General features: G+C 48.1%; 15 protein-coding genes. 5 read left to right on the forward strand and 10 right to left on the reverse strand.

The features are described from left to right. Positions 1-40 precede the first annotated feature (40 nt). The 4 genes from IC230_RS19205 to IC230_RS19220 form a co-directional block, all read right to left on the reverse strand. Positions 41-1,492 carry a DUF1501 domain-containing protein gene (locus IC230_RS19205; RefSeq protein ID WP_191040665.1) on the reverse strand — a complete coding sequence of 484 codons (1,452 nt, stop codon included), beginning with the start codon at positions 1,490-1,492 and terminating at the stop codon, positions 41-43. Positions 1,493-1,602: 110 nt separating this feature from the next. Next, positions 1,603-3,963, reverse strand: a complete 2,361-nt coding sequence (locus IC230_RS19210) for a DUF1549 domain-containing protein (RefSeq protein WP_191040666.1) — start codon at positions 3,961-3,963, stop codon at positions 1,603-1,605. Positions 3,964-4,084: 121 nt separating this feature from the next. After that, entirely contained in the window at positions 4,085-5,581 is a 1,497-nt protein-coding gene (locus tag IC230_RS19215; RefSeq protein WP_191040667.1) for a RagB/SusD family nutrient uptake outer membrane protein, read from the reverse strand. A gap of 11 nt (positions 5,582-5,592) precedes the next feature. Then, on the reverse strand, positions 5,593-8,706 hold the full coding sequence (locus tag IC230_RS19220; RefSeq protein WP_394355499.1) for a SusC/RagA family TonB-linked outer membrane protein: 3,114 nt from the start codon (positions 8,704-8,706) through the stop codon (positions 5,593-5,595). 390 nt (positions 8,707-9,096) lie between these two features. Between IC230_RS19220 and IC230_RS19225 the strand changes: the two genes are divergently transcribed. Next, the gene (locus IC230_RS19225) at positions 9,097-10,113 is read left to right on the forward strand and encodes a GntR family transcriptional regulator (RefSeq protein ID WP_191040669.1); all 1,017 of its coding nucleotides are present in this window, start codon (positions 9,097-9,099) and stop codon (positions 10,111-10,113) included. Between the two features lie 108 nt (positions 10,114-10,221). Here the strand turns inward: IC230_RS19225 and IC230_RS19230 are convergent, their stop codons facing one another. The 3 genes from IC230_RS19230 to trpF form a co-directional block, all read right to left on the reverse strand. Then, positions 10,222-11,277 (reverse strand): LiaI-LiaF-like domain-containing protein, encoded by a 1,056-nt coding sequence (locus IC230_RS19230; RefSeq protein WP_191040670.1) that lies wholly within the window; start codon positions 11,275-11,277, stop codon positions 10,222-10,224. 85 nt (positions 11,278-11,362) lie between these two features. After that, on the reverse strand, positions 11,363-11,848 hold the full coding sequence (locus tag IC230_RS19235; RefSeq protein ID WP_191040671.1) for a PspC domain-containing protein: 486 nt from the start codon (positions 11,846-11,848) through the stop codon (positions 11,363-11,365). Between the two features lie 201 nt (positions 11,849-12,049). Next, on the reverse strand, positions 12,050-12,670 hold the full coding sequence (gene trpF, locus IC230_RS19240) for a phosphoribosylanthranilate isomerase (protein WP_191040672.1): 621 nt from the start codon (positions 12,668-12,670) through the stop codon (positions 12,050-12,052). Positions 12,671-12,878: 208 nt separating this feature from the next. Here trpF and IC230_RS19245 point away from each other — a divergent pair, with 208 nt between their 5' ends. The 4 genes from IC230_RS19245 to IC230_RS19260 all read left to right on the forward strand — a co-directional run bounded on the left by IC230_RS19245 (position 12,879) and on the right by IC230_RS19260 (position 18,703). Next, positions 12,879-13,217 (forward strand): PadR family transcriptional regulator, encoded by a 339-nt coding sequence (locus IC230_RS19245; protein WP_191040673.1) that lies wholly within the window; start codon positions 12,879-12,881, stop codon positions 13,215-13,217. Next, complete coding sequence (locus IC230_RS19250) at positions 13,214-15,910, forward strand: ABC transporter permease (protein ID WP_191040674.1); 2,697 nt, start codon at positions 13,214-13,216, stop codon at positions 15,908-15,910. Before IC230_RS19245 ends, IC230_RS19250 begins: the two co-directional genes overlap by 4 nt. A gap of 89 nt (positions 15,911-15,999) precedes the next feature. Next, complete coding sequence (locus tag IC230_RS19255; RefSeq protein ID WP_191040675.1) at positions 16,000-17,598, forward strand: sodium:solute symporter; 1,599 nt, start codon at positions 16,000-16,002, stop codon at positions 17,596-17,598. 160 nt (positions 17,599-17,758) lie between these two features. Then, positions 17,759-18,703 carry a dihydrodipicolinate synthase family protein gene (locus tag IC230_RS19260; protein WP_191040676.1) on the forward strand — a complete coding sequence of 315 codons (945 nt, stop codon included), beginning with the start codon at positions 17,759-17,761 and terminating at the stop codon, positions 18,701-18,703. 105 nt (positions 18,704-18,808) lie between these two features. On the opposite strand, the gene rplT is transcribed toward IC230_RS19260, so the two are convergent. The 3 genes from rplT to infC form a co-directional block, all read right to left on the reverse strand. Then, positions 18,809-19,153, reverse strand: a complete 345-nt coding sequence (gene rplT, locus IC230_RS19265; protein ID WP_191040677.1) for a 50S ribosomal protein L20 — start codon at positions 19,151-19,153, stop codon at positions 18,809-18,811. A gap of 180 nt (positions 19,154-19,333) precedes the next feature. Next, the gene (gene rpmI / locus IC230_RS19270) at positions 19,334-19,528 is read right to left on the reverse strand and encodes a 50S ribosomal protein L35 (protein ID WP_191040678.1); all 195 of its coding nucleotides are present in this window, start codon (positions 19,526-19,528) and stop codon (positions 19,334-19,336) included. A 235-nt stretch (positions 19,529-19,763) separates the two neighbouring features. Next, positions 19,764-20,321 (reverse strand): translation initiation factor IF-3, encoded by a 558-nt coding sequence (infC, locus tag IC230_RS19275; RefSeq protein WP_191040679.1) that lies wholly within the window; start codon positions 20,319-20,321, stop codon positions 19,764-19,766. Positions 20,322-20,368 lie beyond the last annotated feature (47 nt).

A 20,368-nucleotide genomic window follows, 5' to 3' on the forward strand; every position in this document is an offset into this window, starting at 1 on the left:
CAGTCGGGCTTAAGAACCGACATCACAGCATAGATTTACTTCATACCAAAAGATCCATCACGGGTTTAGCTACTCCGTCGGGCGTAATGTAGAAAGGCCGTTTTTCAACTTCATAATGTGTGTCAGATGCAATGCCCAGCGCGTGATAGATCGTTTGGTGGATTCCCTCGATATGTATCGGCTTTTCGATGGTCTTGCAGGGACGCTCGTCGGCAGTTTTGCCGTAAACGAATCCTTTTTTAATACCTCCGCCAAACATCAGCACCGAACAGCCATCTGTAAAATGACGGTGCATACCATAAAATTTCGGATCTGTGAGAATATCAGGCTGTTTAACTTGTTCCTGTACCTTGGCATCTGGTCGGCCTTCCACCATCATATCCCGACTGAACTCACTGGCCAGAATAATCATGGTACGGTCCAGATGACCCGTTTTTTCCAGATCCAGAATCAGTTGCGCAATCGGGCCATCAATCTGGCACTTCATATCTTCCAGACGTGAGTGACCGTTTTCGTGCGTATCCCAACCTTTGAAGGGCTCGTATTCCGTCGTCACGCTGATAAATCGCGCACCCTGTTCGGTGAGTCGACGGGCTAATAAACAACCCAATCCAAACCGACCAGTATTATATCGCTCGTAGATGTGCTTCGGTTCGGTGCTCAGATCAAACGCTTTCGCTTCCGGCGAATTCAAAAGCCGGTACGCCTGCTCCATCGACCGACGTAATGATTCTTTCTGATAATCGCTACCAAACTCACCCACCGGACTGTTGCTGATCAGTTCGTTATAGAGTTGATTCCGACGCTCAAATCGACGTGCATCCATGCCAATCGGCGGACGAACGCTTTCCAGTCCCTGACTGGGATCGGGAATAAAAAACGGGCCGAATTCATTGCCCAGAAAACCCGCCGTGTGGAAGGCTTTCAACTCTTCGGCCTCTCCTACCGTAAACCGCTGCCCAATGTCGATGAAGGCCGGAATAACCGGATTTTTCGGACCTAACTCTTTGGCAATCCAGGAGCCGAGGTGCGGAGCCGCAACAGTCTGGGGTGGTTCGTAACTTGTATGCCAGTGGTACTGATGGCGCGAGTGCAGGATATGACCCATGTCGGCCGCTACGTAGGAACGGATCAACGTACCCCGGTCCATTACTTTACCAATAGACTGAAGCCCATCTGAAAAATGAATGCCGTCCAAGGCTGTTGGCATCGATTTGAACGTACTGAGCACCCGGTTACCTTCCATACCCGTTTCATAGGGTGTGTAGCGTTTGGGATCAAACGTTTCGGTATGTGCCATGCCACCAGCCATCCAGAGCAGAATAACTGTATCAGCCGTTCCGCGCACATTAGCCTGTTTTTTGGCTTTATCTTTTTCAGCACCTGAGCAGCCCGAGAGTAAGCCGGGTATAGGTGCGCCAGCCGCCAGTGCCGCTAACGTAGCCGCGCTTGTTTTCTGGAGAAACTCCCGCCGATTCCATCTGTTTATCATAGCGTTACGATGTTTAACTGTTTGAAGAAAGAGTAAAGACTCAAGATGAAAGACTACCAGTCTGCATCTATATACTTTCTTTCGTCTTACATCTTTCTTCCCTATCTGACTCAATAAATCAACTGAAATTCCGGGTGGAGCGAAATCGCCCAGACCAGATCTTCTATACCTTCTACACTAGGCTGGACGCCAACAATCTTCTGAGCAACAATCATTTCTTTAGGCTTTGGATCACGACCCAACGATTTTCGATAAAGTTCTTTGACCAGCAGATCCGACGACGGGTATTTTGCTTTCCATTGTTCCGCTCCCCGCTTAAGGGCTTCGTTAAACGTAGTACCATTCGTTAGTTCCAGGGCCTGTAACAAATTTGCCTGCGAAGTCCGACTGGTGCTGACCGTTTCGCGGTTAGGCCGACCCAATGCCGTCAGAAACGGATCGTTTTTCACCAGCGACGCGCGAGGAAAAGCTATCTCTTTCTGAATCGTTTTCGGCAACATTTTTACGATCGACGTATCCTGGTAGATCGGATTGAAGGCCAGGCTAACTGCATCCGCAAATTGTTCGGCCGTAAGCCGACGCCGTACCATACCCTCAAACACGTAGGTGGGAGCCATTACCAGATCCGCATCCTTAACGCCAACCGAGGGCAATTGATAGGTTTTAGACGTAGTAATCGTATAGATCAATTTTTTGATGTCGTACCCATTCTGCACGAAATCATATGCCAGCCAATCCAGTAAGTCCTGGCTCCACGGCTCATTGTCCATCGCATCGACGGGTTCGACAATGCCTCGGCCCATGAGTTGCGCCCAGATTCGGTTAACCAGCGTGCGATACAGGCGGCCATCTTTCGGTTGAACCAGAAAATCAGCCAGTTCACGAAGGCGTTTTTCGGTCGGCGCATCGACACTGATCTGACCTAATTCCTTAAATAAAACCTGACGGCCAGCCATTTTACCCGTAGGCTTATCGCAACGGTTAATTTCTAACGTAGTATCAGCGAACACGTTGGCGAAGGCATAGGCATCCGCCAGTTTCCAGTCGCTGATAAAACTATCGTGGCAGGAAGCGCATTTGAGGTTCAGTCCCAGTAATACCTGCGCTACGTTCTGAGCCGCCTGCATTTCCGTTCGCTGACTCGAATTGATCGTACCGCGCCATTTAATCCCTTTAATAAAACCGGACGATTCTTTGGTGGGGCTAATCAACTCCCGGACAAACCAGTTGTATGGTTTATTCTTCTTCAGTGACGCATATAGCCATTGCGTAATGTCGAATCGTCCACCCGTAATATATCCCGTTCCACTGTAATCATTCCGTAACGCGTCGTTCCAGAACGTGATCCAATGCTGGGCATAATCGCCGTTTCGGCTGAGTAATTCCTTCACTAAAGCCTCTCGCTTATCAGGGCGCGTATCAGCCTCGAATGCCTGAATCTTAGCGGGTGTTGGTAGTAATCCAATGATGTCTAAATAGACCCGGCGCATGTAGGTCCGGTCGTCAACGACGCTTTTCCATTCAATCTTGTTTTTGTGGAAATAGACATTGACCAACCGATCAATTGGATTGTTGATATCAACCGTAGCAGCTGGCAGAATGGGTAAACGAGGTTCCAGCGCAGCCACCCGGTAAATGCTCTTTTCGGCACCACTGGGCCAGGGTGCCCCGGCTTTTATCCATAAGGAAAGAAGTGCTACTTCGTTTTCGGTGAGCCGCTTACCTTTAGTCGGCATCGCTTCTTTATCGTCGGCGGGTAACGTAATGCGTCGGATGATCTCGCTGTCTTCCGGATGACCGGCTTTCAGGATAGCGCCGTGCTTGCCGCCTTTCATGATCAGGGCCTTGCTATCCAGCCGCAGCTCGCCTTTGGTTTTTGTAGCACTGTGGCAACTATAGCAGTTGTGCGCCAGAATCGAACGAATTTCCAGATTCAGCTCCTGTACTTGCTTAGCTGTCAATTGCTTACTCGTGTTCAGACTCGCAAACATTGCATTATTTGCGGGCGAGTTTGCTACATTGGGCTGATCCCCAAAAGGCAATACACTGCTGATGTAATCTTCACCGTGGGTTAGCAGGGCACCGTAATGACCCGCCACACTAACCCCAACGACGGTTAGAATCAATAAACTTCGGTATAGATTTACCCGTCCCGAACGTAGCGCGATTACGGTTAGAATAGCCAGAACCATTGTCGCCAGACCTGACCACTGGTGGACCAGAACCCCTTTACCCGCGTAGTCTTCCTGATTGACCAGCACCAGGCCGAGTCCAGCTGCCAGAATTGCACTGATGGTGCCAATCCAGAGCATGGCATTAATGCCCGCCCTCAGCTCCGTTGATTTACGAAACCAGCTGATAACTTCCAGTACTAAAGCAACGCAAAGTAAGCCAACCGGAAAGTGAACAATAAGGGGATGTAAGCGCCCCAGAAACTGCCAAAGCCAAAATGATTCTGCTACGATTGTCACTAGTTGTTCAGAAAATTGATACGTTGAATAGTCTTTTCAAATGATTTTTCTGTACGAATCACTGTTAAGCAACAGTAACCCGTACAGAAAAGTGCCTGGTTATTATTGATTTAATCCTGTTTTACTGGTACCCCGGGTTTTGTGTCAATTTCGCGTTAATCAAAATCTGGGGTGCCGGAATCGGGAAAAAATACTCAAAATCGCTGAACACGTAATCCTGGGCATTAAAAGCAATGCCCCCCCGGTCCACCGTTGGTTTGGCTTTTTCTTTCGCGCCATACGCATTCATAAAGGCCGCTAATTCGGCGGGTGTCATGGTACGTTTCAGGTCAAACCAGCGGTGATTTTCGAAGGCTAATTCAACACGCCTTTCTTTCAGTACGGCTGTTTTGAAAGCCGCTTTATCCAGTCCGCTTAACGCAGCCAGCCCAGCCCGCGTGCGTACCTGATTCAGATACCCGAAGGCTTCTGCCGTTGGACCCGACTGCTCGTTAATGGCTTCGGCCATCATCAGCAACACATCGGCATACCGCAGCACCGGCCAGTTATCGTCCGTCCGTCCGGTAATGGTGTGCGCATGGGTAAATTTAATTACATACGGAATCGGAACAACCGTACCGTTCAGCGTATAACTGGTTTTCAGGGAAGCATCCTTACGCAGATCACCGGTTTCATAAGCCGCAATCATGTCGTTGGTAGGTACATTACGACCGCCGGGCGTTGTGTTGGCGAACCCTGTTACGGCTGCCCCCGACAGGCGGGGGGCAAACGTATAGGCAAACGTGCTCCATTCGCCCAGGTCATTTCCACCCTGATACTGCACTTCAAAAATGGATTCTGGCCCGTTCTTTTTGGCCGGATTGAAATTATCGGCGTATACCGGGTTCAAGGAATAGCCGGTTACCTGCTTCAGCGTCGTGACGGCATCGGCGTATTTTTTCTGAGTGAGCTGCGTCTTGCCCAGAAGCCCCAGCGCTGCCCCTTTCGTGATACGCCCTATCTGAGCAGCCGGATACGTAGTGGGTAATAACGTAACGGATTCCTTCAGATCCTTCTCAACCTGCGCCCAGACATCTGCCTGCGGAGAGCGAAGCAGATCAAACGCCTGGTTCGGATTTTGTAGCGTTGACGTAACGAGGATAACATCCCCAAAATACTGAACCAGATTAAAATAAAAGTAAGCCCGTAAAAACTTTAACTGACCTTCGATAGGCGCTTTCACCGTTGCGTCGAGCCCACTGCTCGCCAGCTTCTCCAAGGTAAAGTTGGTGTTATAGAGCGCTGAATAATATAGATTCCAGACGGTGGCAATCTCGCCATTACCCTGGTTGACCGTCGAGAACTCAAACGCTTCCCAACCAGCAGCGCCCCCCCGGTCGAGCGGGTTAAAATCGAGTGTAGTATTATCCGAGGGGAATTCCTGAAAGATATACGCCGAGTTCGTTATGTTCTGTAGCTGGCCGTATACACCACTCAGGGCCTGCTGAAACTGGGTTTCATTTTTATAAAACAAATCGGTACCAATCCGCGTCGGATCGGTTGTGACTAACATATCTTCTTTGCACGAAAATTGACTCAGGCAAAGGAAAAGAACTCCTAGAACAGTTATTTTTTTCATGTTCGTGCCGATTAGAAGTTGAGTTTAATACCGGTTGCAAACGTTCTGGGAACAGGATATGACTCGTCGTCATTATTCAGCTCAACATTGTTCGAGGACGTGGACGTGCCCCTTACGCCCGCATCCGGATTATTGCCAGGGTACTTTGTGAAGATGATCAGATTATTGCCCGTCACGAAAATCCGGGCACCACTCAGAATCGATTTGAACTTGGGCAGATTATAGCCAATGGTGACGGTTTTAAGCCAGACGTAGCTGCCATCGTATACGTAGCGGTTGCTGCTTTCGCGCGACCATTTAAAATAGCTCGTGCCGCCCTGTGCATGAACATCCGATGGATTGGTTCCGGGATTCGTTGCCGACCGCCAGCGGTCTTTCGCTTTGTCCAGTACGTTGAAAACGCCGTCCATGTTCATCGTCGAAGCTTCGATATTTCGGTAAATGTCAAAGCCCTGAACGCCGAGGAACATAACATTAAAATCAAACTTTTTATAATCGCCGGCGAATGTCCAGGCCCAGGTGAACGCCGGATTTGGATTGCCGATTTCGACCATGTCCTGCGTATCGTAGGAAATCACGCCGTCGCCGTTCGTATCCTGAAACTTCATAGCACCCGGAATAGCACCGTCCTGTTTGGGAGCCGCATCGATTTCAGCCTGCGTATTGAAAATACCCAATTTATTGTACCCATAAATCATCCCGATTGGGCGACCCACTTTTTGTACGTTGTAGCCGCCGTAGAAACTGCCGTAGTACAAGGCGTCGTTAGCGCCCTTAATGGCCAGAATTTTATTGCGGTTAAAGCTGATATTGGCGTTGGTCCGGAAGTTGAACTGCCCAAAGCTGGTCCGGTATTCCGCGCCAATTTCTACACCGTGGTTTTCGACTTTACCGATGTTGTCGAGTACCGTCGTAAAGCCCGATACGGAGGGTATCGAAACCGGCAATAGCATGTCATTCGTGATTTTCTTGTAGTACTCGACGTTGAAAATCAGCTTACTATTAAACAGGGCCAGATCCATGCCTATATCCAGCTGATTTGACTTTTCCCATTTCAGGTTCGAGTTGGCAAACGAACTGACCACTTTACCCGCCGAGAAAGAATTACCCAGGATGTAGTTGTAATTGCCGGAGTTAGCCCCACTGCCACTCGTGACAAAGGCCAGGCTAGGGTAATTGCCAATGGTTAGAAAGTTATTATTTCCTGTTATACCCCAGCTCGCCCTGAGTTTCAGGTCAGAAAGCCACGACGTTTTCGGCATAAAGGATTCTTCCGTAAGACGCCAGCCAATCGAAGCCGCCGGAAAATCCCCGTATTTATTATTCGCCCCAAAGCGCGAACTGCCTTCCCGTCGGAAGGTCGCCGAAAACAGGTACTTGTCTTTATAGGAGTAATTGACCCGGCCCAGAAAAGCCAGCAGCGACCATCCATATTCGTAGGAGGTGGATGATCGAATCGAGGCCGCTCCCAAAAACGGAACCAGGTCATCGGGGAAGGTATTGCCAGTACCCGTAAACCCACGGACTTTCTCCTGCTGAGAAGTGTAGCCAAGCAAAACATCCAGACTGTGATTGGTCCCCAGTTGAGGCTTGTAGGTCAGTAATTGATCCAGCGAATAGTTCGTCAGCTCTTCCGTATTATCCGTTTCGGTGGCAATGCGAGGAGGAGCGCCCGCCGTACCCGAAGCTACCGATAAGCCGATGGTCGACGGGACATACTCTTTATACGTATTGTTATTGAGCTTAATATTCGCCGACGTTTTGAACTTAAAATTCCGGAGGAATGACACTTCAATGAAGGCATTACTCAACAGATCGGAAATGTTTCGTTTCCTATACACATTTTCCAGTACATACAACGGATTCGGAAAGCCGAATACGCCGTCGACGCCGTTAATGTAGGGAATCAGCGAACCATCGGCATTGTAGGGCGTAGCGCGGGGATCCATCAGCAAAGCACCCCCCACCAGCGCGCTGCGCCCGTCGGTATTCGCCAGATTTTGCCGGGTATAGGTACCATTAATATTCAGGCCTATATTGATAAATTTATTAACCTGTCCACTTAAATTAGAGCGAACCGATATCCGGTCATAATCCGTTTTTTTAATAATTCCATCTTCCTTATAATACCCAACCGACAACAACGCTTTGATGGGTCCTGCTCCCGATGAAACACCCAGGTTCAGGTCAGAATAGGGAGCGTTATCATGCATGATCAAGTCAAACCAGTTGGTCGAATACTGGGTCTGTTCCGGAAACCGGTACCCAATGGGTACTTCGCTCTCGGCAGGTTCCCGATTCTGGAGAATCCGAATCTGATCCATGAAAATATCTTTCTTGAACTGCGCAAATTCGACTCCGTTGAGCATCTTTGTTCGCCTGGACCGCGGGACACTCTGAATACCATAATCGAGCGACAGATTGACGGCCACTTTCCCTTCTTTAGCCTGCCGGGTAGTGATCAGAACCACCCCATTGGAACCTCTGGCCCCGTAAATAGCGGTAGAGGCTGCATCCTTCAAGACCGTGACATTTTCAATATCATTGGGATTTAGGTTCTGCCCGACCGACGTACCGACCACAAACCCGTCAATAACGTAGATTGGGTCACTACCTCCCCCCAGTGAGCCAATGCCCCGGACACGCACTTCAAACTGACCGCCCGGCGTACCACTTTTTTGTTTAACGACAACGCCCGGCGCCCGGCCCTGCAAAATCTGGTTCGGGTTGTTGGCGGGCTGTTCGCCAATGTCGCGCATATTGATGACCGAAACAGCCGACGTAATGTCCTGTTTGCGCTGCGAACCATACCCCACTACAACCACTTCGTTCAGGGTCTGGTCGTCCGGTAACAACGTAACGGTTAGCGTCGTTTTGCTGCCAATAACGATCTCCTGCTTTTGATAGCCCACAAAACTGAAGACTAACGTAGCATTGGTGTTTGGCGCAGAGATACGATAACTCCCCGTACCATCCGTGGTCGTTCCCTGCGTAGTTCCTTTTACAACCACGCTAACACCCGGCAACGCGCTGCCTTTCTCATCAATTACTTTACCAGATACCGTTACGTCTACCGGTAGGGTGCCTGTCGATAATGACCCAGCTTTCGGCATGAGCCGAGCCATCAACTGCCTACTGGCTGAGGTAGTTTCTTTTTGTAGAATAGGTGTAGGCTCCTGGGCAAAACTGCTGACGGCGCCTGCGACCATACCTAGCGATACTAGTGTGTAGAGTCTTTTCATGGGTTAAAGGAGTAGGAATTGATAACCTAGAGTCTCGGAAAAGGACAATTAGTTAGTCCAATATGACAAGTCTGAACTCGTCAACTTTCCTATACCTACCCATATTTGGCATTATTAGAATAATTTTCTTGGAATTTTCAATATATCCGCCCCGTTTTCTTCTTTCTACATGTATAAAAAAAGAGTTCGCTCTTGTCTGGCGAACTCCTGTCAATACGTGCAACTTTGTGTACTCTTTTACCTTGGGTTCAACCCGAAATTAAGTTCTATACTATGCTTTATCATATTAAAATCAACGACTATTCAAATACGCCCAAGTATCAGCAGATTTACAATTCGATTGTAGAAGGTATCGAGAATCGGGATATTTTACCCGGTGACAAGCTACCTTCTATCCATGAATTATGTGCCGAGTTTGACGTATCAAAAGGCACCATCGAGCGGGCATATGAACTCCTGAAAGAGAAAGAAATTATCGGGGCCGTAAAAGGAAAAGGATTTTACATTAACTATACGCCAACGGGGAAAAACCTAAAAATATTCCTGCTGTTCAATAAGTTAAGCGTGCACAAAAAAATCATTTACGATTCATTTGTCGAGTTGCTGGGTCCGACCGTAGCGATTGATTTTTTTATCTACAATAACGACTTCCGGCTGTTTCGGGATTTAATTCAGCGCCAGACCCGTAATCATACTCACTACGTTATTATCGGCCATTTCTTCGACGGGGGCGAAAAAGCCGACGAGTTGATCAATAGTCTGCCGAAACACAAACTGGTGATTCTGGATAAGCTTCTGGAAGGAATAACGGGCAACTATGCGGCTGTCTTTCAGAACTTTGAGAAAGATCTCTATCAGGCTTTGGTAGAAGCGCTGCCCCTTCTACGGAAATACAATACGCTAAGTATTCTTTTCCCTTCCTATTCGTATCACCCAAAAGCCATTCTGAACGGCTATTATAAGTTCTGCTACGAACACGGTTTCCAGACACGCGTCATTCATAATATTCAGAATGAATCGATCGAACCGCAGCAGGCTTACATCAATTTAATGGAGGAAGATCTGGTTGAGTTAATCAAGAAAATAAAGCAGACCAATTACGTATTGGGTCAGGAGGTGGGGATTCTGTCGTACAACGACACCCCGTTAAAAGAATTCCTGCTGGAAGGCATCACGGTCATGTCGACCGATTTTGCTCAGATGGGTAGAACAGCCGCAAAACTGGTATTAGACGGCAGTGTAGAACACGTAGAGAATCCATTTAAATTAATTATTAGGAAATCATTATAAACTTATTAACCCCAAAGCGGTCCGCCGTCGCGGCACGGAGAATACAGAGATAGTTGAAGCCCTATGTTCTCCGTGCCGCGACGGCGGACCGCTTTGGGGTTAAAAAACCTAATACCGTACTACTCTGAAGCTTGAGATGCCGCCATTGTAGCGAATGGTCATTTTCTTTTGAGAGGCATCGTAACCAGGACTAACGAATTCGCCACCGCCGACATCCGTAAAATCATCGAGATGTTCGACATTGAGGGCACCATCTTTCTTGATCCGGCAACCTACTTCTTTTGGCACGTGTACCGTTACCGACGCAGCCCCAACGTCTAGCTTTATGTCAGCCTGATCAGCTTTCGCGCCAAGTTTTAGATCAAGGTCGGCGGCACCGGCGCCAATTTTCATGTTTTTAACAGCGTATTGGCTTAAATCCAGATTGCCCTGTCCCGCACCGAGTGCTACGTCCATTGTCCAGATAGGCGTAGCATTTAAGTGTACATCAACACGGTTCTCAAAATCGCCATCTTTCAGATTGATGTGCTCATGCTCATTCTTAGGCTTTAATTCGATGGTTGGTGTATGCGTCGTTGGGTCACGATCAACTGACATCGAATATGTACCAACAGTCTGTTTCGTATCAGCTTTAATGAGTTCGCTGGTCGGGTCACTAATGAAAAATCGCCCCGCTCCTCCCGACAGTTTCAGTACAGCCTCGTGGGCGTTAGCATCCATTGCCTCCGAAAAGGTATTGGAATGCGTTTCAGCGCTTTCGACATTCCGACGTTCACGCTCTTCCCGATAATCGTCGTCATTATTATCATCATCGTCGTCGTTATCACCGGAATCATTATCACTGTAAGTATGATCATTGTCGTCGTCATCGTCATCATGATTCCAGCGCATATGAAACCCATCGTGGTCCCGATCTCGATTATGGGAGAAAAAGCCAAACAACGTTGTCGGTAGTGCTACGGCCAGCATTATCGTTGTGATGAATGCCGCTGGGTTCCCGCGCCGTTCCAAAATCAGGTTAACACCGGCCAGAATCAAAAGCACCGGCCATAAATTCACCAGCGAGTGCCAATCGACATCGAGCCAACCAGCCCGGCGAGCGAGAAAAAGTACGCCTAGTGTCAGCAAAAAAATACCCCAGAACAATCCGTTTCGTCGTTGCATAGCAAAAGTGTTTTTTATGATGCCGACTAGATGAAGTTGACTACCAGATTAGGCTATTATACTCCATCCAGCCGGCATCATCTGGTTAAAGAGTTCCGTTCGGATCGTTGTTGGTTGTATCGCCATAATTGGTTGTATTATCGTATGGCGGTTTAATCCGATCCCTGAAAATCAGCCATATACCGATTGCAATCAGAAGGAAAGGCCACAGATCGCCGAAGTCGATATCGAAGTAGCGGTCGATCAGAAACATGATACCGAGCAGAATCAGAACGGCCCCGCCGATAATGCTACGGTCGGGTGATGCGGGCTTGTTGGGATTGTAGGGATTCATGGAAAAATAAGGATTAGAAAACGCGGTTGATTGGGCCACATACCCATCCGAATGCCGTTCGGGTAGTGCGATCCAGAGGATAATATAAATGATTATAGCCGGAAAATGGGGCAAAAAAATTCCGATTACAAAAAGCACGCGTACCAATGCGCGATCAATTCCAAAATAATCGGCCAAACCAGCACATACGCCCCCAATCTGGGCCTGGTCGGCAATACGTTCTAAGCGCTTGTTCATGGCATATATCTGTTTAAAACGATGTAAACCTAGCAGACAACGAGGACCAGTGGAAGCAGAATTGGAAGAATGGACGCGGCTATGGATGGAAGTATGTTTTCAATGATAGTAGGTAATGCATAGTAGTGAATTATAGTTGTCAGTCAATAGTCGCTAGTAGTTGTCGATTAACTTCTTTGAGTTATTTACGCTAACGACTAACTATTCTTCCTCGATTGCTTCCAGGATATCCATTAACTCACCAAATTCTTTGTAGCCGGGTCGTTCTTCATCGCCACCACTCAGCGCAATACCCCGAACAGGCAGGTCTGTCAACAATGTATGGACATTTTGAAGAGAGATCCCCGTTCCCAGTAAAATAGAATATCGGGACGAGAGTCGCTGAATAGTAGCTTTCAAATCAGCATCGAAATGGATAGAGCCATTGCTTTCGAGCAGAATATAATCAGCACCAGCCACGCCCGTCTGAAACAACGTATCGAGTTGATCAAGCGTTAGCTGCGACAAATCTACGCGCAGAATGAGCGGCTTACCAAACGTACCAAGATAGGGTAACAAAGCCGATTCGTCCACTTGCAACACATCGGGCTGGTATGTATCCAGGAGTTGCTCGATAACTTCAGGATCAGCCGATGCCGTTTCACCAACAATCTGCACACCGGCTACCCATCCTCTGATGTCGTTAAATTTTTTCGGTTCAATATAATCCGGGGATTCAGCATCCATTGAAAAGCCGAGCATATCAACGCCCATTCCGGCACAGTAGCGGGCATCACTGAGGTTGGTAACGTTAGAAATTTTGACGAGAGTTTGGAGAGACATGATAACAGGTATCGGTTTCGTGGCGGCAAAGTTACGGACAGCCGCCCTCTCTAAGACTTGCTTTCACAATAGTTTGTTCGGCTTCGGACAAGTCGTGTACAGTTTCGGACATTCTATTTTAATCAAAATAGCTTTAATGGGCACGTATAGGCACTTTTTCAAAATTGGCAGAGTATTTGTTCTACAAAAGTTAATGTAATTCATCATTATGAAACGATCGTATCTAGGTGAGTTTGAAGAAATCGTATTACTAACCGTTGCCGTTCTGAACGAGCGCGCTTACGGCGTGGCCATTACCGACGAACTGGACCGACAAACAGGGCGCTCAGTAAGTATCAGTGCGGTGCATGCTGCGCTACATCGTTTGCAGGAAAAAGGGATGCTTTCGTCGTACATGGGCGAAGCAACGGCTGAGCGTGGGGGGCGTCGTAAACGCCTGTTTACCGTTACGGCGCTGGGTAGCCGGGCGCTTCACGACATTCGATCCATGCGCGACCAGCTCTGGAATTCGATTTTGCCAAACGCTTTACCAGCTATCAGCCTATGAAACCGACTCATCGAACCGCTCCACCTCCTTTTGCAGATCGTCTGCTCGAACTCTTCTGTGCTCCACACCTGCTGGAGGAATTACAGGGCGACTTACATGAACGCTACAAACGGGACGTAATGCGGCTCGGGAAAACCAAGGCCAATCGTCGGTACTGGCGTAATGTGCTGGGCTTTTTACAGCCCCGGGCTGGATTGCCATTTGTACTTAAACGTCAAGCAACAGACTATTCATCTCCCTCCTTACTACATCCTGTTATGTTACGTAATTACATTAAAACCTCGCTACGTAGTCTGACAAAGCACAAAGTCAGTACGCTCATTAATCTTTTCGGGCTTACGCTGGGCGTTACCGCCTGTCTGGCTATTTACCTCATCACAAATTACGAACTCAGCTATGATACGTTCCATCCCGACAGTGAGCGTATCTATCGGCTGGTGGGCGAAGCGCAATACGAAAAAAATGGTGAGAAGCACCCGGTCGGGTTCATACCAGTCCCTGTACCGGGGGCGATTCGCAAAGAAATTCCCGGACTGGGAACTGTGGCTGCTTTTCATACGATCGAATCGGACGTGCTAATCCCGAACGGAGATGAAAAACCGATCCGTTTTGAAAGCCGGAGACGCACGGGCGGTAATGCCGACCTTGTGGTTGTGGATCCTAAGTACTTCGATATTTTCAAGTACCAATGGCTGGCTGGCAATCCAAACGTTGCGTTAAATGAACCGTTTAAGGTGGTTCTATCGGAACAGAAAGCCCATAAATATTTTGGTGATTTACCCCTCGATCAATTCCTTGGGAAAGACGTAATTTATCTGGATTCGGTGCGAGTCAACGTAGCCGGTATCGTTAAGGACTGGACCCAGCCAACGGATTTTACGTTTACTGATTTTATTTCATTAGCTACGGTCCGAGCCAGTCAGTTAAAGAACGAAATCAACCTCGATCAATGGGAAGATATCTGGTCAGCCTCGCAGGCGTTTGTCAAGCTTCCGGAAGGCTCAACGCCCGCTCAGTTCACGGCACAATTTCAGCGATTTAGCAAAGCACACTACTCAAAGGATTTCAGCTTTACGCCCGCTCTCCAACCGTTGTCGGACGTTCATTTCAACGAAAATTACGATGATAATTACTCCCGCAAAGCACACTTACCGACACTCTACGGTCTGATAGCCATTGCCGGGTTTATTCTGCTGATTGCGGCTATCAACTTCATCAATTTATCGACCGCTCAATCGGTTCAGCGGGCTAAGGAAACCGGTATCCGCAAAGTGATGGGCAGCAGCCGCGCCAATCTGATAACCCAATTTTTGAGTGAAACCGTTTTCCTGACGCTCATCGCTGTCCTGATCTCATTAGCGCTCGTTAAGCCCATTTTATTCGCCTTTCAATCGTTAACGCCCAAGGGTCTCGTGGTTGAATTGTTTAGCTTACAAACAGGGCTGTTTCTGCTCGGGGTTACAGCCGTTACGTCGTTGTTAGCAGGCTTTTATCCGTCCTGGGTATTGTCGTCCTATATACCTGCGCTAACCCTCAAAGGCCAAACCACGTTGACAGGTGGACAGAAAGGATATTTACGTAAAACCCTGATTGTATTCCAGTTTACGGTCTCGCTGGTGTTTATTATCGGAACGCTGATGGTTGGGCGACAGTTGAGTTTTATGCGCAACAAAGACCGTGGCTTTTCAACCGATGCCATTGTTTCGATACGTCCTCCCCAGACTGATAAAGGGCCTGTACTGGCTCAGAAAATCAAACAACTGTCGAACGTTGAAGGTGTAACAATGGAGTGGTTTCCGCCGATGGGCGACGCTTATATGGTAACCAAACTAAAATACCATGGCAAAAAGCGGGACGTAGAGATGGACGCATCCGTAAAGGTGGGCGATGAAAATTTTATTCCACTGTATCAGCTTCGGCTTCTGGCGGGGCGGAATTACGTAAAAAGTGATTCAATGCGGGAACTGGTCATCAATGCTACGTTTGCCAGGGCGCTGGGGTTTCAAAAACCAGCAGATGCGATAAACCAGTTGATCGAATTTCAGGATAAAAGGTATCCTATTGTAGGGGTCGTCGCTGATTTCCATGAGCAGTCATTCCACGAAAAAATCGGAGCCCTATTCATCGCCAATATGCCGCAGGCCCGAAACATTGGCGTTAAGTTGGCAACGACCGGAAAGCCGATGAACGAGGTTAAAGCCACGCTGGCTAGTATCGAGCAGGCGTGGAAATCAGTATATCCAGATAATAAGTTTGAGTATTCCTTCCTGGACGACTCGATCGCCAGACTTTATGAAAAAGAGCAGAAAACCGGGCAACTTGTCAATACAGCAACGGCTGTTGCCATTCTGATTTCGTGCATGGGCCTATTCGGCCTGGCGATGTTTACGGCTGAACAACGTACCAAAGAAATTGGCGTCCGGAAAGTGCTGGGCGCCACCGTAATCAGTATTGTGGTACTTCTTTCGCAGGATTTCCTCAAGCTCGTATTGATTGCGATGGTTATTGCCAGCCCATTAGCCTGGTGGGCAATGGATCAATGGCTTAAAGACTTCGCCTATAAGGTTTCGATAGAGTGGTGGGTATTTTTGCTGGCAGGGTCGATAGCTGCCGGCATTGCGCTCTTAACAATCAGTTTCCAGAGCATTAAAGCCGCGCTTGTGAATCCAGCCAGAAGCCTCAGGAGTGAGTAACGCAGCTACGTTGATCGTTTATTTTCTGCGTGATTGACTGGTATAAATCAGGGACCATGTCTTTTTATAGCAGAACGTGTCCCTGAATAATGAAATCACTCCCAATTATCGATTTGCTGGTTATTGCGCTCTATTTAGTGGGCATGGTAGCCGTTGGAGTTTATTTTTCCCGAAAGAATCAAGCGTCTGGTCAACAGAACGCTCATCAGTTTACGACGGCCTCGGGCAAAATTCCGGGCTGGGCTATTGGGATGTCGATTTATGCTACGTTCCTGAGTAGCAATACGTTTCTGGGCGTACCGGGTAAAGCATTCGGCAGTAACTGGAACTCGTTTGTGTTTAGTTTGTCTATGCCGTTAGCCGCCTGGGTAGCAACAAAGTTTTTTGTCCCGTTTTACCGCCATACTGGTGAGGTGTCGGCCTATACGCATCTGGAGCACCGCTTTGGTCCCTGGGCCAGAACGTATGCCGTTATCTGTTTTCTGCTTACGCAGTTGGCCCGAATGGGGTCGATCTTCTTTGGAATTGCACTTAGCTTACAGGCGTTGACGGGTTACCCGATGGCCACTATCATGGTCGTGGTAGGCACTTGTATTATCATTTACACGGTACTGGGCGGCATGGAGGCCGTTATCTGGACGGAAGTTGTTCAGGGAGTCGTCAAAACCGGCGGAGCACTGCTGATTTTATGGCTGGTGATTCAGGGAATGTCCGGGGGTGTCGATCGAATTGTTTCCATTGGGCAGGCTGATGATAAATTCAGCCTGGGCAGTTTTGCACCTGACTTTACCCAGTCGACGTTTTGGGTCGTTCTCTTGTACGGGTTCTTCATGAATCTGAACAATTTCGGTATGGATCAGAATTACGTGCAGCGGTATCATACCACGACGTCGGCACGGGAAGCCAGCCGATCAATCTGGCTATGTGTTTATCTGTATGTACCGGCCTCGCTCATGTTCTTCGTGATCGGTTCCTCACTATACGCTTATTATCAGGCGAATCCTGACATGCTGAATGCCGTGAAGTGGCAGGTAGCCTCCGAACGCTTACCAGGTGGTAGCCAGGCCGCCATTCAGCAATTGGCGGCTACACTCAAACCCGCCGATATTGGCGATAAAGTGATGCCGCATTTCATGGTCAACAAAGTACCAGCGGGATTGGTCGGGTTAATTGTAGCCGCTATCTTATCGGCAGCGATGAGCACCATCAGTTCGGGCATGAACGCATCAGCTACCGTTTTTTCGGTTGATATCTACCAACGATACATCAAATCGTCACTATCTTCCAGGCAGACCATGCGGCTGTTATACACCGCCACTACGTTTTTTGGGCTGCTGGGGATGGGCACCGGCATTGCTATGATCGGCATTAAAAGCGTGCTGGACGTCTGGTGGTTGTTGTCAGGCATTTTTGCGGGAGGCATGCTGGGCTTATTTCTCCTGGGGATGATTTCGAAGATGACACGTAACGCCGAAGCCCTGACCGCTACGTTAGTCGGTTTGCTGGTCATTATCTGGATGACCTTTTCGAACCAGCTTCCCGACGCCTATGCCGCCCTTCGCAGCCCTTTTCATCACAGCATGATTATCGTTATCGGCACCCTAACGATTTTTCTGGTAGGTTTGCTACTGACCCGCATTCGGCGAAAAGAGGTAGCAACCCTTGATGTTGAGGTTCCGGTAAAATAACCATTAAAGAATTATCGGGAAGAGTATGAGTTTACGGGTAATAATCGATTTGTTTTGCACTTGGTATTGGTTGACTCCGTTGTTGCAAAATTGACGGCTAACCGAAACGTAAAACCTGGTTTAGTACTTCGTATGCAGCCACTTTATAGTATCTTTTCCAATGAATAGTACACAATCCTCGCTCCCACACGGTTTCATTCCGGTTATGCTTACGCCTTTCCTCGACTCAGGCGAAGTTGACTATACCGGACTCTCCCGACTAACAGACTTTTACCTAGAAGCGGGTGCGGCCGGTCTGTTTGCCAACTGCCTGTCCAGCGAAATGTATGAGCTTACCGAATCCGAACGGCTGGACGTAACAAAACATGTCGTTAAGCAGGTGGCCGGTCGGGTACCGGTCGTCGCTACGGGTTCCTTTGGTGGTACCATGCTCCATCAGGCCGATTTCGTTAAACGCATTTATGATACGGGCATACAGGCGGTGATTTTAACAACCTGTCAACTAGCTTTTCCCGAAGATTCGGATGCTGTCTTTCTTGATAATCTGCACCAGCTCATGAATCAGACGGTCGCGATTCCCCTGGGTTTATACGAATGCCCGGTTCCCTATAAGCGACTTATTAGCAGTCAGCTTCTGGCGAATATTTTACCGACGGGACGTATCATTTACCATAAAGACACGAGTCTGGATGCCGATGAAGTTGCGCGTCGACTAGCGGTGGCTGAGAGTTATAAGTTTGGCCTATACGATGCTTACATGGTTAACGCTGTATCGTCATTAAAAGCCGGGGCCGCCGGGCTATCCTGCATTCAGGGGAATTACGTTCCCGAACTGATTGTCTGGCTGTGCGAAAACTACGATAACGAAGAACGCGAAACCGATGTTCAGCGCGTTCAGCAGTGGTTGGTTGACTCAATGGATTTACTACACACGGCTTATCCTACTGCGGCTAAATACGCACTTCAAAAACGCGGTCTACCGATTTCGCTTTACACGCGTCGGGTCGTTGATCCACTCACACCTGCTGTTCAGGAACAGCTCGATACGCTGCTAAGAACAGCCGGGCAATTGCAGGAAGACTTAGGAATTGGACAAGTTGCGTAAAGCAACGTAGCGGTTGGTGCAGAAATCTCCACAGCCGAATTCTGTACTATATACAAACAAAAAGCCCTGGCTAATCACCAGGGCTTTTTGTTTAATCAAGTCTGTTTACTTTACTTGTTCCACAACGGCGGCAAATGCTTCCGGGTGGTTCATGGCCAGATCAGCCAGTACTTTACGGTTTAATTCGATTCCTGATTTGTTCAGAGCACCCATCAGGACTGAATATGAAAGACCGTTGATGCGGGCACCAGCGTTGATCCGCTGAATCCAGAGCGCACGGAAATCGCGCTTCTTAGCCCGGCGATCGCGGTAGGAATAGCCTAACCCTTTTTCGACGGCATTTTTAGCAACCGTCCAAACATTTTTACGCCGACCAAAATAACCTTTGGCCAGCTTCATTACTTTTTTTCGACGCGCCCGTGAGGCAACGTGATTGACGGAACGTGGCATTGTTTTGTTAGTTGTTTTTTGATGACAGGCGGAAGAAAAGTGTAGAGTGTAAAATGTAGAGTGAAGAATAGTTTGTTGATTCTTCTACTTTTCATTTTTCATTCTTCATTCTTCATTCTCTTTTGGCCTGGCCTCGGGTGAAACGTGAAACCAGGACGCAACCGCGTCCTTTTTTTGTTCTTAGATGCCCAGCAACGCTTTGACACGACGCTCATCAGAACCATTAACCAGCGTATCGTGCACTAAATTGCGCTTCTGCTTGGTTGTTTTCTTCGTCAGAATATGACTGTGGAAGGCGTGCTTCCGCTTAATTTTTCCGGTACCGGTCAGCTTGAAACGCTTCTTGGCAGCCGAATTAGTTTTCATTTTTGGCATTGCAGTAAACCGCTTTTATGGAAAAATTTGAGTAAACAGGCCGCAAAGATACGAAATAAAGTCGATAACCAACGGATGTAAGCCAATAGTCGTCAGTAACTCAACTAGTGCCAGTTACTAGGAAAACCAAACCCCGGACAGACGTATCTTTTAACGACAGTCTATCCAGGGTTTTATCGTTTAATAGCTAGTTATAGTGCTCTTATACGTAGCAATTTACCAGCATCCGACCACTTTATTTTTTCGCCACAACAACTTTTGGCGACAGGAACATGCTCATACGTTTGCCTTCAAGTTTCGGCTCAGCTTCCACTTTGCCATAATCTTCCAGCCCTTTCGAAAAGCGCTCCAATAGCTGGAAACCGCGATCTTTAAAGACAATTGCCCGCCCAACGAACTGCACGTAAGCCTTTACTTTCGCGCCTTCTTTCAGAAAGTTAATTGCATGTTTGAGCTTAAACTCAAAATCGTGATCATCGGTGTTGGGACCGAAACGAATTTCTTTGATAACGACTTTTGTCGCATTCGCCTTAATTTCTTTCTGCTTTTTCTTCTGCTCGTATTTGAACTTGGAATAGTCAACAATGCGGCAGACAGGCGGCACAGCGTTGGGTGATACTTCAACGAGGTCAAGGCCCTGTGCCGAAGCCAGTGCCTGCGCCTTATTTATATCGTAGATTCCCTGCTCTACATTTTCACCGACCACCCGTACTTCACGGGCCAGAATGCGCTCATTTACTTTGTAGGGTTCTTCAACCACGCGACGGGGTGGTCTGCGTTGGGGTAATGCCATAAATTGTGTTTAGGGTGACTAATTGTTAAATTGACGATAAAGTCGCT

It is taken from the genome of Spirosoma validum (assembly GCF_014699035.1).
In the GTDB taxonomy this organism is placed as follows: Bacteria; Bacteroidota; Bacteroidia; order Cytophagales; family Spirosomataceae; genus Spirosoma; species Spirosoma validum.

Excerpts from the sequence above, each read along its gene's own strand:
- IC230_RS19220 (WP_394355499.1), bottom strand. The coding sequence starts at position 8,706 with ATGGCTCGGCTCATGCCGAAAGCTGGGTCATTATCGACAGGCACCCTA.
- IC230_RS19260 (WP_191040676.1), top strand. The coding sequence starts at position 17,759 with ATGAATAGTACACAATCCTCGCTCCCACACGGTTTCATTCCGGTTATG.
- IC230_RS19205 (WP_191040665.1), bottom strand. The coding sequence starts at position 1,492 with ATGATAAACAGATGGAATCGGCGGGAGTTTCTCCAGAAAACAAGCGCG.
- trpF (WP_191040672.1), bottom strand. The coding sequence starts at position 12,670 with ATGTCTCTCCAAACTCTCGTCAAAATTTCTAACGTTACCAACCTCAGT.
- infC (WP_191040679.1), bottom strand. The coding sequence starts at position 20,321 with ATGGCATTACCCCAACGCAGACCACCCCGTCGCGTGGTTGAAGAACCC.
- IC230_RS19250 (WP_191040674.1), top strand. The coding sequence starts at position 13,214 with ATGAAACCGACTCATCGAACCGCTCCACCTCCTTTTGCAGATCGTCTG.
- rpmI (WP_191040678.1), bottom strand. The coding sequence starts at position 19,528 with ATGCCAAAAATGAAAACTAATTCGGCTGCCAAGAAGCGTTTCAAGCTG.
- IC230_RS19255 (WP_191040675.1), top strand. The coding sequence starts at position 16,000 with ATGAAATCACTCCCAATTATCGATTTGCTGGTTATTGCGCTCTATTTA.
- IC230_RS19225 (WP_191040669.1), top strand. The coding sequence starts at position 9,097 with ATGCTTTATCATATTAAAATCAACGACTATTCAAATACGCCCAAGTAT.
- IC230_RS19230 (WP_191040670.1), bottom strand. The coding sequence starts at position 11,277 with ATGCAACGACGAAACGGATTGTTCTGGGGTATTTTTTTGCTGACACTA.
- IC230_RS19215 (WP_191040667.1), bottom strand. The coding sequence starts at position 5,581 with ATGAAAAAAATAACTGTTCTAGGAGTTCTTTTCCTTTGCCTGAGTCAA.
- IC230_RS19245 (WP_191040673.1), top strand. The coding sequence starts at position 12,879 with ATGAAACGATCGTATCTAGGTGAGTTTGAAGAAATCGTATTACTAACC.
- rplT (WP_191040677.1), bottom strand. The coding sequence starts at position 19,153 with ATGCCACGTTCCGTCAATCACGTTGCCTCACGGGCGCGTCGAAAAAAA.
- IC230_RS19235 (WP_191040671.1), bottom strand. The coding sequence starts at position 11,848 with ATGAACAAGCGCTTAGAACGTATTGCCGACCAGGCCCAGATTGGGGGC.